At 56.4% G+C, this 14,905-nt stretch carries 14 protein-coding genes, 2 tRNA genes and 1 pseudogene; 11 read left to right on the top strand and 6 right to left on the bottom strand.

Going from position 1 to position 14,905, the window contains the following annotated elements:
* Nucleotides 1-47 precede the first annotated feature (47 nt).
* Nucleotides 48-956, top strand: coding sequence for a LysR family transcriptional regulator (locus EDC27_RS12050; protein WP_123290853.1), 909 nt, complete (start codon nt 48-50; stop codon nt 954-956).
* A gap of 404 nt (nt 957-1,360) precedes the next feature.
* Here the strand turns inward: EDC27_RS12050 and EDC27_RS12055 are convergent, their stop codons facing one another.
* Nucleotides 1,361-2,386 (bottom strand): transposase, encoded by a 1,026-nt coding sequence (locus tag EDC27_RS12055; protein WP_170161783.1) that lies wholly within the window; start codon nt 2,384-2,386, stop codon nt 1,361-1,363.
* A gap of 493 nt (nt 2,387-2,879) precedes the next feature.
* On the opposite strand from EDC27_RS12055, the gene EDC27_RS12060 reads away from it, so the two are divergent.
* The 3 genes and pseudogenes from EDC27_RS12060 to EDC27_RS12070 form a co-directional block, all read left to right on the top strand.
* Nucleotides 2,880-3,092 carry a molecular chaperone TorD family protein gene (locus tag EDC27_RS12060; RefSeq protein ID WP_170161784.1) on the top strand — a complete coding sequence of 71 codons (213 nt, stop codon included), beginning with the start codon at nt 2,880-2,882 and terminating at the stop codon, nt 3,090-3,092.
* Between the two features lie 151 nt (nt 3,093-3,243).
* Entirely contained in the window at nt 3,244-3,522 is a 279-nt protein-coding gene (locus EDC27_RS12065) for a 4Fe-4S dicluster domain-containing protein (RefSeq protein ID WP_123290856.1), read from the top strand.
* A pseudogene (locus EDC27_RS12070) lies at nt 3,523-3,840 on the top strand (4Fe-4S dicluster domain-containing protein); the annotation flags it as partial.
* Between the two features lie 191 nt (nt 3,841-4,031).
* Here EDC27_RS12070 and EDC27_RS12075 read toward each other — a convergent pair.
* A complete protein-coding gene (locus EDC27_RS12075) occupies nt 4,032-4,826 on the bottom strand; it encodes a carbon-nitrogen hydrolase family protein (protein ID WP_170161785.1) in 795 nt (264 codons plus the stop codon).
* Between the two features lie 309 nt (nt 4,827-5,135).
* Between EDC27_RS12075 and EDC27_RS12080 the strand changes: the two genes are divergently transcribed.
* From EDC27_RS12080 to EDC27_RS12100, 5 genes are all read left to right on the top strand, one after another.
* A complete protein-coding gene (locus tag EDC27_RS12080) occupies nt 5,136-6,365 on the top strand; it encodes an ABC transporter substrate-binding protein (RefSeq protein ID WP_211334884.1) in 1,230 nt (409 codons plus the stop codon).
* A gap of 180 nt (nt 6,366-6,545) precedes the next feature.
* A complete protein-coding gene (locus EDC27_RS12085) occupies nt 6,546-7,406 on the top strand; it encodes a branched-chain amino acid ABC transporter permease (RefSeq protein ID WP_123290859.1) in 861 nt (286 codons plus the stop codon).
* A 2-nt stretch (nt 7,407-7,408) separates the two neighbouring features.
* Nucleotides 7,409-8,371, top strand: coding sequence for a branched-chain amino acid ABC transporter permease (locus tag EDC27_RS12090; protein WP_123290860.1), 963 nt, complete (start codon nt 7,409-7,411; stop codon nt 8,369-8,371).
* On the top strand, nt 8,372-9,136 hold the full coding sequence (locus EDC27_RS12095; RefSeq protein ID WP_123290861.1) for an ABC transporter ATP-binding protein: 765 nt from the start codon (nt 8,372-8,374) through the stop codon (nt 9,134-9,136).
* Nucleotides 9,126-9,827, top strand: a complete 702-nt coding sequence (locus EDC27_RS12100; RefSeq protein ID WP_123290862.1) for an ABC transporter ATP-binding protein — start codon at nt 9,126-9,128, stop codon at nt 9,825-9,827. Before EDC27_RS12095 ends, EDC27_RS12100 begins: the two co-directional genes overlap by 11 nt.
* Nucleotides 9,828-10,321: 494 nt before the next feature.
* On the opposite strand, the gene EDC27_RS12105 is transcribed toward EDC27_RS12100, so the two are convergent.
* From EDC27_RS12105 to EDC27_RS12120, 4 genes are all read right to left on the bottom strand, one after another.
* The gene (locus EDC27_RS12105; protein WP_123290863.1) at nt 10,322-10,507 is read right to left on the bottom strand and encodes a response regulator; all 186 of its coding nucleotides are present in this window, start codon (nt 10,505-10,507) and stop codon (nt 10,322-10,324) included.
* 259 nt (nt 10,508-10,766) lie between these two features.
* Nucleotides 10,767-10,842, bottom strand: a tRNA-Lys gene (locus tag EDC27_RS12110).
* A gap of 11 nt (nt 10,843-10,853) precedes the next feature.
* Nucleotides 10,854-10,930 (bottom strand) — tRNA-Arg (locus EDC27_RS12115).
* A 340-nt stretch (nt 10,931-11,270) separates the two neighbouring features.
* Complete coding sequence (locus tag EDC27_RS12120) at nt 11,271-12,482, bottom strand: MFS transporter (protein ID WP_123290864.1); 1,212 nt, start codon at nt 12,480-12,482, stop codon at nt 11,271-11,273.
* A 288-nt stretch (nt 12,483-12,770) separates the two neighbouring features.
* On the opposite strand from EDC27_RS12120, the gene EDC27_RS12125 reads away from it, so the two are divergent.
* On the top strand, nt 12,771-13,625 hold the full coding sequence (locus EDC27_RS12125) for an AAA family ATPase (protein WP_245994515.1): 855 nt from the start codon (nt 12,771-12,773) through the stop codon (nt 13,623-13,625).
* An 80-nt stretch (nt 13,626-13,705) separates the two neighbouring features.
* Nucleotides 13,706-14,905, top strand: a complete 1,200-nt coding sequence (locus tag EDC27_RS12130) for a VWA domain-containing protein (RefSeq protein ID WP_123290865.1) — start codon at nt 13,706-13,708, stop codon at nt 14,903-14,905.

Genomic DNA, 14,905 nt, shown 5'->3' on the forward strand with positions numbered 1-14,905 from the left:
CGCCTCAATGCCGCCCGATGCATCGGACGTAAAGTTGAGGTTTCGGCATGAAATGGAATCTTTTTACCTTAAAGGTCTTTGCGGAAGTCGCTCGTCAAAAGAGTTTCACAAAAGCGGGAAGGATTCTCGGGCTGACCCAACCGGCGGTGAGTTTTCAAGTGCAAAATCTGGAAAAACAAATCGGCTGCCCACTCATGGTTCGAAACAGAAGGGGCACAGTGGAGCTCACCAAAACCGGTGAAGTGCTCTATCACCATATCCAAAAAATTTATGAATTCCTTCAAGACCTGGAGGCACAGCTTTACCCCTTGACACGGCATTCAAACCGGCAGGTGGTCGTGGGATGCTGTTGTATTGCCGGAGAACATGTGGTGCTTGCTTATGGCGGCGCATCCATGCACAGGTGGTCTCAGGTGATCGTCCATTGGCATGTGGGGCGCTGCGCCGATAACTTCACACGCTTGGTGGAAGGATCCCTGGATGTGGCCATTGCCTGCATTCCCCCCGAGGACTCTCGCCTTGCACACCACGCCTTCGTGCGGATACCGTTGTGCTGCTTTGAAGCCTCACGAGCCGCTGCTCGACACTTGTCGATCAAGGACTTAGTCTCGGAACCCTTAATTCTGGGTGAAGGGGGGGCGGGAACGCGCCGAGCCTTGGTCCGATTCCTTCGGAAGCACGGCCTATCTCTGGACCGATGCTCCGTCGTGGTCACTTCGGAATGCATCGAAGCCGTCAAGGAAATGGTGGCCAAAGACTTGGGCTGGTCCATCGTGCCTCGTATGGTGATTCAAGAGGAATTGAGCCAGAGGCGGCTGAGCCCCATCGAACTTAAGGAAGGAAGGCCTGTTCAGGAATTTTTTGTGGTCTACCGAAAACAAGGACTGATGAGTGATCAGCTGAACGACTTCATTCAGTTCCTCCTTCAGACATCCCCGGAATTGCCCGCCCAATAATCGTCATTCCCCATGTCTTATAACATGCACTTATAACCTAATCTGAGCGATTCTGGAGCAAGACAGAGCCGACGATGGGCTGCCTGACCACCGAAGAGCCAAGTTTGGCACCCTGATGGCCATCTTTATGCTATTGACTGTGGTTTTTTTGTGAATGAGCCCTGATGTTTAGTATGTCGTCAACTTTACGCGATTTTGGAGACACCTCTTCACTTGTAGGTGATTTCTTCGGTGCTGCACGTCATTTACCCCCAGCAATGTCTGGGCGGCGCTCCGCTTTTGTACCAAAGCCTCTCAAAGTGGAGGGCCTCAAAGGTTGCCGTCGTCACTTTCAGCACCACACGGCGGCCGTGACGCACAATCTTGGCGGCCATGTCCATCACCCTACGGCGCAGCGTGGTGGCCTAGCCAACGGGCTCGACCACCGGCGCGCAGACGTCGTGCTTGAAGCTCTCGTAGAGAAAAAAGGCCACCAGCATCGTGTCGAAGAAGGTGGCATTGGGGGCAAAGCGCTTGAAAGGCAGCTGCTCGAAGCCGAAATCCTTCAGCGCTCGATGTACCAGCTCCTCACTGCCCCGGCCGTGGTCACCGGCGATGATCCCTTGCCCTTGAAGCCATTGATCATGTCCAGCCTTGGTGAGCGCTACATCGATGGCCTGTCCCATACCCAGGTTGGTGACCACCACCGTGTCGGGCCGGGCAAAAGGCAGCACCATCTGGGCATCTTGATACAGCGGACGGCAAAACAGCGCTCGACGAAACGACTTCCACCGACCGCACCTTGTGCCAAGCTCCAGGTATTGCCAGACCTGGCTCCCTTGCTTGTAGCGGCCCCAGGCGGCCTGGCTCCTCTGGCTTTGGGCCACAAATTCCTTGACCGGCTCATACAGCTTGCCGCCACAGATGTAGCCAATGCTCAAATCTTCAAAAGCCTCGAAAAGCTTCTGGTCAAAAAGTTCGCTGTCCATGCGAACGATGATAGCCACGTCGGCTCGATAGGGCTTGCGGATTCTGGCCACCATATGGCGTACCATTCGCTCCATCGTATTGCCATTGTTGCTGTGGGCATCTCCGCGACGAAAGACCGCATCGATGATGTGGTTTTGCCATGTCATCTGCAGCGGCTGAAATCCTTTGACACGCTTGTAGGCGGGCTTGACGCCGTGGACCCGGGCCTCGTCGTTGTCCATAACCATGGTGTCCATGCCCAAAACCATCAGATCGGGCTCTTGCAGCTTAAGACGCCACAAAAACAGCCGCTGCAAAAGGTGGCGGTACAAGTCAATGCGCGGCCACCAAAAAGAGCAGAAGAACCTTTTGACGGCGTGGGAGGAAAGCATGCGACCTGGATCACACTCGATGGCGGCGGCATAGCCCGCGTCCTTGGCTAGGGCATCGAAGTCAACCAGGTGCCGGCTCGTGCCGTCCATAAAAAAACACAGTAGCTGCTTGAAAATCTCGAGGATCGGCTGCCCCTTGCGGCGACGACGCATGGAGCCAAAGAAAGTATCGATCTGCTAAAAAATCTGGATGTTGCCAAGATAGCGAAAAAACAAAATCAAACCGCCGCGGCCTGTAAGCGTATCGGGGGGCACCTCAACGCCGTCAATTCTTGCTTTGCTATTTGTCGTGGTTGTGGCACGTCCCATTGTGAAGTCCCCACCTTTTGGGTTATGGTTACGCGGTATGTGATACGTCCGATCTCGCTACGATTCCACCTCATTAGCCCATTAGGTGGGATTTTTTTGCGCTTAAATCGCTCAGTTCAGGTGGAACATTCCGCTCCCCGGGCCATTGGCTGGCTTCCGCGCAGCCCCTCTTGGAAGAGTGGTAGATCCTCTGGATGAAAGCGCCGGAAACGGTCCTAAAGCCCATCAGGTGAAATACATGTGGCTGTTTGTGGTGCGCTGAGGCGGTGTGCCTGTGCCCCCTCAGGCATCTTGGCATCTGAGCCGCGAGACCGATCAAGGGGAAGCCGCGGAAAGGGCCGTGGAGTTTCATGAGCGAACGGGTTGGGTGTGGCGGGAAGCGGAGTTTCGAGAACCCTTCGATCATCTGGCCGTGGCATTGGAAATTCTGGAGATGGTGTGTCAGGCCGCGGCGGAACGCGAGGCCCATCGTGATCAAGAAAATTAGCCGCCCGTGCGCTCTGGCATGATTTTCTACGGCACCACCTCGATCTTTGGGTGCCTCGATGCGCAGGGGGCCATGGAACGGCACACCGGCGCGCTGGTCTACAGGATTTTGGATTAGTGTTTGCGGCATTTGTGCAAGGGAGAATGAGGTTATGAAAAACGTCGCTCGAGATCGCTACGTCATGATCTGCAACGTGGATCTTTGTCTCGGCTGTGCTGCCTGCAGTGTGGAGTGCCGCCGTTATGACGGCTTGGACGAAAAGGGAAGTTTTCGCATGCGCGTGCATACCCAGGAAACCTGCACTTTTCCCGACGTAACCTTGGAACACGTGCGGGTATCGAGCGCCCATTGCGTCAAAGCGGAATGCATCAAGGATTTCCCCACGGGAGCCACCCTTCGGGCCGAGGAGGGCTTTGTGTTCATCACGTAGGAACGCTGCATGGAATGTGGCGCCTGTGTGGATGCGTGCCCCTACGGTGCCCGTTACATGCGCCAATTTGGCCAGATGCTCAAGGCCAACAAGTGCGCGTGGTGTTATGCTCGAGTCTACGAAGGGCACAAGCCGGTGTGCGTGGAAAAGTGCATCACCGGAGCACTTGTCTTTGGGTTGTTTTCGAATCTGGCCATCAAGGCCGCATTGGCAGCCCATGACGTGGACGTCTATCATCCGGAAGACAACACCAAGCCGCAACTTCACCGAAAAGCCATGCGCCCTCGCCCAAAAGACCTCAGGGTGTTGGCCCGGTGACCGCAACCGCTGGCCTGAGGGTTCAGCATCGCCTTGACAAGGGGCCTCATGGCGGAACCCTGGGGAAGCGGTGCAACGGGCAATGCGGTGTCGCGGCTTGCGCGGCTCCTCCAGGTTGCGTGAAAGGACGGCCCTTTTGTGACACACGGCTTGGTGGTGCCAAATCGGGCACGAAGCCCGTGAAGCTGCTTTTACCACACATCCCTTCGGCGGTTTTCGAGGCAAGGAAGCTTTTTCCGCACCGATTGAACCCGTGTGATCGAAATGTTCGCGACAACACAATCCTCCCCTTCAGCGGCCGAAGCCACGCACACCCCAAAGGGGTCAAAGACGCTGCTTCGGCCGCAAAAGGCGCTACCGATCAGGTTGCATCCCGCCACATAGAACGTGTTTTCAATGGCGCGGGCTCGAAGCAGCGTCAGCCAATGGTCTTCCTTGAAAGAACCTTGATACCACGCGGAAAGAACCAGCACCAGCTCGGCCTCTTGGTCGGCGAGATAACGAAAGATTTCCGGAAACCTTAAATCATAACAGACGGTCACGCCCACTCGCAGCCCGCGGATCGAAACCACGGAAGGTGGTGAATCCCCCGGACGCATGGTGTCCGATTCACGAACGTTTAGAGCGTCAAAGAGGTGCAGTTTTCGGTACGTGGTGAGCCTTTCCCCGTGAGGACTCAAGACCACGGCCGTGTTGTAGGCGAGCTGAGGATCTGGCGACGCCTCCCATCCTCCGGCCGCCATGGCGATGCCCCATGCCTTGGCGACGGCGCCGAGCTGCGTGAAAAACTCGGCCCCGATCTGGCGCACAAAGTGCATCGGCGGACGCCCTGAGCCCGGCAACCCCATGAACATCTCGGGAAACACAAGAAGATGCGCGCCTCTTTGAACGGCAACCTCTGCATACCGGTGCGCCGTCTCCAGATTGCGCTCCGGATCGGTGCTGCCCTCCACCTGCGCCAGAGCCACGGTGAGTGTCCCATCCATGTCTCTTTGCCCCCTCTTCAAAATTTTAAGGCCTTCCCCAATCCAGCCGCAAGGCGGTTTCGGTCTCGTGGTGAGCTTTGAACCGACTTGACTCATAGCAAACGTGATTGGACAATAACGAAAATTTTGCATTTTGGCGACAACCGCCCTTTCGGTTACACTTGGGCCCCAAACCCTTCATTGAGATGACCTATGTGGAGGCAGCGCCACGGTGTTTCGACCTCTGCTTTGTTCGGAGTCCTTTGCCCTTGATGGATTTAAACGGCATGGGCTGAGCGTCGGGTTCATTAAAAGCAAGGAGGTGCGATCATGAAAAGGTGGCATGGAATGTGGTTCTTGTGTGTGGTGGCAGTTTTGGGACTGGTTATGGCACCGGCCATAGGACAGGCGTCGAATCCCATCAAGGTGGGATTTGTCTACATCATGTCCGGACCGTTTGCCACCTACGGCCAGTTCGCTAAACAGGGAGCCGAGATGGCCGTGGAAGAGATCAATGCCGCCGGGGGTATTATGGGGCGTCCGGTGGAAGCCATCTTTGAGGACTCCACGGGAAAACCCGACGTGGCGGTGCGAGTTATCCGCAGACTTGTGTACCAGGAGGGGGTGGCGTGTGTGATAGGCCTTGATTCCAGCGGTGTGGCCAACACGGTCGTGCCGCTCATGCCCGAGCTGAAGACGCCGCTTATAGTAACCCACGCCGCCACACCGGATGTGACGGGAAACTTGTGTAACAGGTACACCTTTCGTATTTCCGTAAGCCTGGATCAAAACGTGAAAGCTGCAGCTCTGGTGGCGTCTGAGACCAAGGCCAAGGTGTGGACCACGGTGGGACCAGACTATGCCTTTGGCCATCAATCCTGGGAATATTTTCAGAAGTACTTGAAGGCGCTCCGTCCTGACGTGAGCTTTATGCCCTCAGATCAGACCGCCTTCGCCCCGATAAAGACCACCGATTTCAGTGCCTACATCACCAAGATCATGCAAGCCAAGCCCGAAGGTGTGCTCATTTCCCTCTGGGGCGGCAACCTGATCGACTTTGTTCGACAAGCCTCCGAGATGGGCTTTTTCAAGGGGAACTGGGAGGTGCTCATGACCCTTGGGGGCGCCACCGAAGTCCTCTATGCCTTGGGGGACAAAATGCCCGAAGGCTTGTGGGTAGGAACCCGCTACTGGTTCCTGGCCAACGACACGCCGCAAAACGTAGCCTTTCGCGACAACTACAAGAAACGCTACGGGCAGTTCCCTTCCTACAATGCCCATGGAGCTTATGCGGCACTGTATGCCTTAAAAGCTGCGGCGGAAAAGGCTAAGTCGGTAGACAAGGAAGCGATCATCGAAGCCTTGGAGGGGCTGACACTGGAGCTTCCCGTGGGTACTGTGACCTTGAGGCCCGGGGATCATCAGGCCCTGACCAACGCCACATGGGGGAAAACGGCTTCGGATCCCAACTATCCTCTTCGCATCTTGAAGCCCATTCGAATCTTTCCGGCACAGACCGTCACGCCACCTTTGGAGGAAACGGGCTGCCGCATGAAGTAAAGAGCCCAGTTCGAGGGTGGGATTTGTCGTTTGCAGGGGAGGCTGTTGCAGAACTTTCGGGATTGGTTGGTACTCTCGAGCAAGAGTCCTCTCACGCCCGAAGTTTAATTGGTTTTGGGGTGGAGCTGAGGGGGTTCGGGGACGTCTGAGGGTTCTGCGACAGCCGGAGAAAGGTTTTCAATGGAAGCCATGGTGGTCAATGTCCTAAACGGCTTGAGTTGGGGCATGCTGCTCTTTCTCATTTCCGTGGGACTGACGACGATTTTCGGCGTTCTGGGCGTGCTCAACTTTGCTCATGGTTCCCTTTTTATGCTGGGTGCCTACGGGACCATGTCCCTGATGCGATTCTTCCCATCGTTTTGGGCTGGCGTGGTCATCGCTCCCCTGCTGACGGCCCTTTTGGGCATGGGCGTGGAGATAACGCTGCTTCGGCGTGTCTACCTTCGCGACGTCAGTTATCAGCTACTGCTCACCTTTGCCGTGTTATTGGTTTTGGATGACGCGGTGCGCATCCTTTGGGGAGCGGCCTACCATGTGGTGGATCCGCCGGCCTCTCTGGCGGGGACCGTGGGCCTTTTTTCTCATTCCTATCCCATCTACCGACTGTTTCTTATCGTGGTGGGTCCGGTTCTGGGGCTGGGGTTATGGGGTTTTTTTACCCGCACACGGTGGGGAAAGATGATTCGGGCAGCGGCACAAGACCGGCAGATGGCCGAGGGGGTGGGGATTCGCGTGCCGTTGCTGTTCACCTTGGTTTTTGGATTGGGAGCATGGCTCGCGGCTCTGGGAGGAGCTTTGGCTGCCCCTCATCAGAGCGTTGGGCCTGCCATGGGGGAAAGGATCATCATTGAGAGCTTCATCGTCGTCGTGGTGGGAGGGTTGGGAAGTTTTCCCGGAGCATTTGTGGGGGCCATTCTTCTTGGGCTGTTGGATGCTTTTGGAACCCTTTTTGCCGGTCGAGTCCAAATGGCGTTACCTTATGTGGTCTTGGCCTTCGTGCTTCTCGTTAGGCCGCGAGGGCTTCTGGGCAGGGAGGGGTAAACATGGAACGGAGGTTTCTGCTCGGAATGCCTGTTGCCCTCGGACTGGCGCTGCTCCTCTCGCTGTTTCCCCTGATCGTGCCCATCTATTGGGTCATGTTGGCCACCGAGATTCTCATCATGGGCCTCTTTGCCATGAGTTTCAACCTGCTCTTTGGCTACGCGGGATTGCTATCCTTCGGACACGGAGGCTTCTTGGGAGTCGGCGCTTACGTGACCGCTCTTTTTCTGATCCATGGATCATGGTCCCTGTGGTTCATTCTCCTGGCCAGCATCCTTTCGGCGAGTCTTGCCGCTTTCCTCGTGGGCTTCCTGTGTGTTCGCCGGGATGAGATCTTTTTTGCCATGCTATCCCTGGCCCTTGGCATGATGCTTTTTGCCGTGGCGCATAACTGGCGGGAAGTGACAGGAGGCAGTGACGGCTTGCCCGTTTTTGCCGTCCCGCCACTGTCTTTAGGACTCTGGAAGCTTTCCCTGTTTGCCCCGTCGTCGATGTATTATTTCACGCTCTTTTGGTTTGCCACGAGTGCCTTGTTCTTGTGGACTGTCGTCCGTTCGCCTTTTGGGCTCATGCTGCAAGCGGTGCGGGAAAACAAGCTGCGACTATCTTTTTCGGGGACCGATGTCAGGCTGGTTCGACTGGCGGCCTTTGTCATCGCCGGAGGGCTCGCGGGTCTGGCGGGGTTTCTGTTGTGCCTTTTCAACAGAATGGCCGCTCCGGACATGCTGCATTGGAGCTTTTCCGCACGACCGGTGCTTATGACTATTCTCGGGGGTGCGGGAACCTTTTGGGGACCAGCGGTCGGTTCGGCTATTTTTTTCATTCTCGAACACTGGGTCACGGCATTTACGGAAAACTGGATGATTGTTTTGGGAAGTCTTCTCATTTTAGTGGTGCTCTTTTTCCCGGATGGCATCTGGGGCACGCTAAGCAAAGCCACGGGTGAACGCAAGGAACAAGTCTGAATGGCGCAGCGGATGATTTTGAGCGTGGAAGACGTACATCAGTATTTCGGAAGGTTTGCAGCCCTTTCTGGCGTGAGCCTTCAGGTGCCCGAAGGGCGGCTCACGGCCCTTATCGGACCAAACGGCGCCGGCAAGACGACCTTATACAATGTGGTTTCAGGCCGCTACAGACCGACCTCGGGCAAGGTCATCTTTCAAGGACGGGACGTGACCGGACTTCCCGCTCACCGGCTCTGCGCCATGGGTTTGGGCCGTTCTTTTCAAATCACCAATGTCTTTTCCCAGTTGACGGTCTTGGAAAACGTTCTGGTTCCCTTGGTCATTAAGGGCGGCGGCGCGTTTTGTTTTTGGCGACCACTGAAGCGGGATCGAGCTTTGGAACAGACCGCCATGAAGGTCCTGGCCATGGTGGGTCTTGCGGAAAAAGCCCATGTAGGGGTTCATCAGCTGCCCTATGGAGACAAACGCCTTGTGGAAATAGCCATCGCTCTCGCGCCGGCGCCTCGCATGGTTCTCCTGGACGAGCCAACGGCGGGAATGAATCCCGAAGAAACCGAGCATATGATTCAATTGATCAAGAGCTTGGCCGAAACGTCTGGGACCACTTTTTTTATTACCGAGCACGACATGAAGGTGGTCTTTTCCGTGGCTGACTACATCTATGTGCTTCATCAGGGAACGCTTCTTGCCCAAGGAACGCCAGAAGAGATTCGAGCCGATCAAAGGGTCAAAGAGGCCTATTTGGGAGGGAGCCTTGAGCCTTGAAGTCCGGGACATTCACGTCTATTACGGCGACAGCTACATACTTCAGGGAATGAGTTTGGAGGTTCAGGAAAAGGAAATTGTCTGCCTTTTGGGCCGCAATGGGGCCGGAAAGACGACGACCCTGCGCAGCATCATGGGTTATGCGCCACCAAGGCGAGGTGAAATTCGTTTCCATGGTCGAGTGATCAGCGGGAAGCCTGTGCATGAGATCGTGCGTGCAGGCATCGGGTATGTTCCCGAAGACAGACGCATCTTTGCTGGCCTCACAGTGGAAGAGAATCTGGAAGTGGCCATGTTGCCGGCCCGAGCTGGCAAAAGGGCATGGACGCCCCAGCGCATCTTTGAAGAATTTCCCCTGCTGGAAAGGCTTCGAAAAAAGCGAGGTGGTGAACTGAGCGGCGGTGAACAGCAATTGTTGGCCATCGCTCGAGCGCTCATGGGCAATCCTGTCCTGCTGCTATTGGACGAACCCTGTGAGGGGTTGGCTCCGGTGGTCGTGGAATTCCTGGGAGAGATCATTTTAGGGCTTAAACGGGACACGCCCATCTTGTTGGCCGAACAGAATGCTCGTTTTGCGCTTTCCATTGCGGATCGGGGCTACGTCATCGAAAAGGGCCGTGTCCAGTGCCACGGTCCTGTGGAGAAGCTTCGAGAAGACAAAGACATTCAGCAACAATGTCTGGCTGTTTGAGGCGTGCGGCCGAGCCGCACGGCCCGTTGCTATGAGTGCTGGGCATGGTGCAAGGCTGCCCCCCCTTTGAACACTGCGGAGGGGTAAGGCGATTCGGGAGGCCCCATGAGACCCATGAATTCACCCGTCAGGTGATGGACCGACAAGAAAACCGTTCTGAGCCGTCTCGAGAGCTGGGCAAGGCAGACCGCTGCCTAAAGACCTAAAGTGCTGCAAAGCGAAGTTTTTGGCTCTTTGGTTCGGAACCACTGGGGCGAGCGAAGCGACCTGGCTCTTATCATCGAAGTGGAGAAAGCGGGCGGGCTCTCTGCGCGGCGAGGCTCTGCTTAGGGCACCACCGACCTGCCCGTTCCGGTGGATTTGTTGTTCTATACCCTGAAGGAGTGGCGCGGCATGGATCCCCCTTTGCGTTTTACTCGAACGGTACCCGTGGCGGCACTCTGGATGTTCCATCGCCATCCACCACCGTCGTAAAGAACGGTGTTCGAAGGACTTTATCGGCCGTTGTCCCCAGGCTCGCCCTGGGCTAGAGGGGCAAGCACCTCAGGCCGTGTGGTTTGCAAGGCCTGGTGCGTCTGCCAGTGGTTCATTTCCGGCATAACCAAGTCCAGAATGAGCCGTTGATTTCTGGTAATCATTTCCATGGTCTCGACAACTTCAACGCCGTTTAGCGCTTCCATGATCTAGTATCCAAAATGCCGCGTGGGTTGGATCATTGCCTGCTGTTGTTGAGCCATGACGTAGAGCGTCGCCAAACCCCGGCCTCTTCCCCGCCCCATTGCCTCTGTGGAAAAAAACAGATCAAAAATCCGCTGGAGCGTTGTGGAATGCATGCCTGCGCGCGCTCAAATGGTCCTCAAATGCACGCCACACCTTCGGGGATGGGCATGCGGAAATAAAAAAGGGCTGGAACAATGGCGTTCCAACCCTTTTTTCTCGTGGTGGGCCGTCAGGGACTCGAACCCCGAACCTCCTGATTAAGAGTCAGCTGCTCTACCAATTGAGCTAACGGCCCTGGATACCCTGTGGTACGCCCGGCAGGATTCGAACCTGCGACCTGCGGATTCGAAGTCCGACGCTCTATCCAGCTGAGCTACGGGCGCATGACCACTGTGACGAACGAAGTTTTTACTAGCCCAGGGGGGTGGAAGTGTCAAGCACCTTTTTCCACAGTTGCGAGTTTCAGGCGGGGGCGCTTCTTGCAACTGATTTGAAGGGGTGGCTTTTTGAGATCGAAGCATCTGGATTTTTTCGCCTGCACCTCTAGGAGCCTGTCGCAAAATGCATTTTTTTTATGATTTTATAATAGCGCCGCACGTCGATTTAAGGATTTGAGGTTGGCACGCTCCTTCAAATGGAATTTTCGGACAACCTCTAATAGGCCATGGATTCGATTCTATTGGCATAAATCGAGATGTGACCCCCCAGACATGGGAGGAAACATCAGCGGGTCGATTTCATGAAGAGGCCAAACAAAATAAGGCACATCGCCGTGAACGCCGCTGCGGCGGCGAAAGCGAAGAAATAGCCTTCCCATGTGATGACGGCGCCCATGACGGCGGAGGCGGCCATGATCCCCATGTAGATGGCGGTATTGTAGCCGCCCATAGCCAGGCCTCGCGACCGAGGATTGGACACGGCGGCGATCAGTGCCCCAACGGAAGTGAAGGCCAGAGCCAGACCTGCGCCCAGCACAGCTGCCCACACCAGAAATTGCCACAGCTCATGGGCGGCGCCAAAGCCTACCATGGCACCTGCCGTGCCCAAGGACCCCAGACCCACCAGCCGCCTGCGGTCCTTCGTTCGATCGCTCCAATGCCCGAAGGGAATGCGCGACACGGCGTTGGAAATGCCTTGAACCATAAAAATGAGCCCGATGGAGGCCACGGGAATGGCGCTTTGTCGAGCATGCAGCGGAATGAAGGTGACAAACATGCCCAGTCCAAAGCACAGACCCAGGGTGATGAGCCAGCAGCCCCATAGGGGGCGCGAGTGGAGAACCTCTGTGGCCAGTTGACCCAAGGGCGGTTTGCCATCGGCCTTAGCGGTCGCCTGCGGTGCCGGCAAGAAGACGGCCAGCACGAAGAGCAATCCGGCCGTGAGCACTCCCGAGGCCACGAAGACGTCTTGAAAACCGAACCGCTCCGCAATCCAGGCGCCAATGGCAGGGCCGACGCTCATGCCCACATACAGCGAGGTGGTGTACCACCCGTAGGAACGCCCCAGATGGGTCAGGGGTGAAACGTCGGCGACGTAGCTCATCATGGTAGGTCCGTACGCCGAAAGGCCGATGCCGAAAAAGAAGTAGATGACCATAAGTTGGGCCGGAGTGCCCGCCCAGACCAAGGCAAAGCAGGTCAAGCTGACGATGAAGATTCCCGCCAAGGCCAGCCGCTTGCGTCCCCATCGATCCGAGAGCAGCCCCACCGGCAGGGAAAGGCATCCGGCGGTGAGGAAAAAGACGGAATTGATCCAACCCACGGTGGCCGTGTTTGCCCCGAGGCTCTTGGCATACAAAGGCACAACGGGAATGCGCATGTAGGAGGCGGTGTAAAATCCAAAGGTGAGTGCGCAGGCAAGGAAAAGACTCATTCGAAAAGACGGCGCTGGCCGCCCGGCCCACACATTGAGGGATGCCATGGAGGAGCGTTTCACCGCCTGGTTCGCCTCCCGTGCGCCTGGAGTTCCTATGGGTTCGATGCGTGCCTAAAGCGGCTCATGAAGACGCGCTTGATTGCCAAATACCGTCGTTCACCGAAAGCCTATAGCACAGGGTGCCGGCCTTCAAAAGGCTTTCGTGGCCGAAGGTTTTTCGTGGCCTTGAAAAAAGCCCATCGCCTCATCGTTCTTCAAGACGCGGGCAAAATGCTTTATGATGCTTGGGGTCGAAACGATTCCACGCGGGGCGCGCGGCGCTTGAAGCCCCATGCAAGGAGGTTCATCGTGCACAAGAGTTCGGCATCCATGTCCCTTCGCTTTGAGGGAACAGATCGGTACTATTTGAATCCGGAGCTGCGAGAGATCGTCAACATCGCCATAGCCATGGAAAAGCCACTGCTCCTTACGGGAGAAGCAGGCACGGGAAAGACCCAGCTCGCCTTTGAAATCGCTCGAGCGCTCCAGCTACGCATGGAGGAGGCTCGATGCAAGTCCACCTTCAAGGGCGAAGAATTGTGCTACGTCTACGACACGGTGTTGCGCCTCAACGATTCCCGCTTCGGCTCGGGGGACACGGGCCGGGATGTCAACAACATCTGGGACTATATTCGTTTCGGTCCCATCGGCCGGGCGTTCACCTGCGAGGACCGTCGAGTGCTTCTGTTGGATGAAATCGACAAGACGGATTCGGACACCCAGGACAATCTGCTGGATGTTCTGGAAGACGGCGCGTTCATTATCCGCGAGATCAATCACAAGATTCGAGCTAAAAAGCGCCCGATTATCATCATCACAAGCAATGCCAAACGGGAACTTTCGGATCCCTTTCTACGCCGGTGCTTTTGCCATTACATTCCCTTTCCCGGTCCCGAAGAGATGATCAAGATTGTGCGGCTCCATTATCCAGACATTCCCGACGCCTTCCTGCGTGCCTCCCTGGAAACCTTTTACCGTTTGCGCGAAGAAGGCTTTGAAAAGCCGCCCGCCACCGCTGAACTTTTGGACTGGATTGGTGCCATGCGAGCCAGCGGCGTGCGCGGTCCCGGGGCCGGGAAAGACGTGGCCCATATCGGCACGCTGCTCAAAAGAACCCAGGACATTTTGAAGTTCAAAGGGGTTCGCAAGAGCCTTCGCTTTTGAGAAGGGCCCATTGCTGGCCGAAGTATAGCCTTGGAGCGCCACAATCGATGAACTTGAGGTCCATGGGAAAAGGACAGGGTATGGTGGATTTCATTTATGGCCTGATGCGCGCCGGGATTCCGATCAGTGTGCATTATATCCTGGAATTTTATCGAGGTTTGCGCGCCGGCGTGGCCCCCGACCTGGATCGCCTGTTTCTGTTTGCGCGCCTGGTGTTCGTCAAGAGGGTGGAACACTACGATGCTTTTGAACAGGTTTTTCGCCAAACTTTTTTGGGGGACCCTTCCGTGTCCCCCGAGGATTGGGAAAACCTCTTGAGGGGCAAGCCTTTTGAGGAATGGCTGCGGCGCGAAGTGGAAAGCGGCCGGCTTCCGCCGGAAGCCTTGCGCGAATTCGACAGCGAGGAGCTTCTGGAACGGTTTCGGCGCACGGTCATGGCGCAGGACGGCGAACACCACGGTGGAAACACCTGGGTCGGCACAGGCGGGCGATCCCCTTACGGCCATAGCGGCCGACATGGAGGCGGGCTGCGCGTTCAAGGCGAAAGTGTTCACGGCACGGCGCAAAAGGTCATCGGTGCGCGCCGGTATATTCATTACAGCGACGACACCCCGCTTCGCAGCGAAAACCTGCGCCAGGTTCTTTCCACCTTAAAAAGTCTGCGCCCGCTGGGTCCGGAAAGTGAACTGGACGTGGACCAAACCATCGAGCGCACGGCCAAAAATGGTGGCGAAATCGAATTGGTCTTTCAAAGGGAGCTGAGAAACCGCGTGGAACTCATCGTCCTTGTGGACAACGGCGGCTATTCCATGCTTCCCTACGTGGACTTGGTCAAGACGGTGTTCAACAAGATTCGCGACAGCTTTCGCGATGTGCGGTTCTTTTACTTTCACAACTGCATCTACGGCACCGTGTACGCCGATCCGCAGCGGCGCCAACCTGTGGCGTGGGACAAATTGTGTGCCGCGGGCAAAAAGACGCGTCTGATCATCATCGGCGACGCCAACATGGCTCCGGCGGAACTCATGGCTTCCTACGGGTCCATTGACCCGGCCACGGCCATTCGCAAGCCGGGTTTTGTGTGGCTTCGAGAGTTGAGGGAAGCTTTTCCGGTCAGTGTGTGGCTGAACCCCATTCCTCGGGAGCATTGGGCGCTAAACAGTTCCACCATCGCTCGTATTGGGCAGATCTTTCACATGGAGGATTTGACCCTGGGTGGCATCAAGAACGCCACGGCGTACCTCAATGTGCAGGGCCAAGCCGTGGATCAGGCGGCATAG

The sequence above is a fragment of the Desulfosoma caldarium genome (assembly GCF_003751385.1).
GTDB lineage: Bacteria > Desulfobacterota > Syntrophobacteria > Syntrophobacterales > DSM-9756 > Desulfosoma > Desulfosoma caldarium.

Coding starts and splice junctions, on each gene's coding strand:
- EDC27_RS12050 (WP_123290853.1), top strand. CDS start 48: ATGAAATGGAATCTTTTTACCTTAAAGGTCTTTGCGGAAGTCGCTCGT.
- EDC27_RS12055 (WP_170161783.1), bottom strand. CDS start 2,386: ATGGACGGCACGAGCCGGCACCTGGTTGACTTCGATGCCCTAGCCAAG.
- EDC27_RS12065 (WP_123290856.1), top strand. CDS start 3,244: ATGAAAAACGTCGCTCGAGATCGCTACGTCATGATCTGCAACGTGGAT.
- EDC27_RS12075 (WP_170161785.1), bottom strand. CDS start 4,826: ATGGATGGGACACTCACCGTGGCTCTGGCGCAGGTGGAGGGCAGCACC.
- EDC27_RS12080 (WP_211334884.1), top strand. CDS start 5,136: ATGAAAAGGTGGCATGGAATGTGGTTCTTGTGTGTGGTGGCAGTTTTG.
- EDC27_RS12085 (WP_123290859.1), top strand. CDS start 6,546: ATGGAAGCCATGGTGGTCAATGTCCTAAACGGCTTGAGTTGGGGCATG.
- EDC27_RS12090 (WP_123290860.1), top strand. CDS start 7,409: ATGGAACGGAGGTTTCTGCTCGGAATGCCTGTTGCCCTCGGACTGGCG.
- EDC27_RS12095 (WP_123290861.1), top strand. CDS start 8,372: ATGGCGCAGCGGATGATTTTGAGCGTGGAAGACGTACATCAGTATTTC.
- EDC27_RS12105 (WP_123290863.1), bottom strand. CDS start 10,507: ATGGAAGCGCTAAACGGCGTTGAAGTTGTCGAGACCATGGAAATGATT.
- EDC27_RS12130 (WP_123290865.1), top strand. CDS start 13,706: ATGGTGGATTTCATTTATGGCCTGATGCGCGCCGGGATTCCGATCAGT.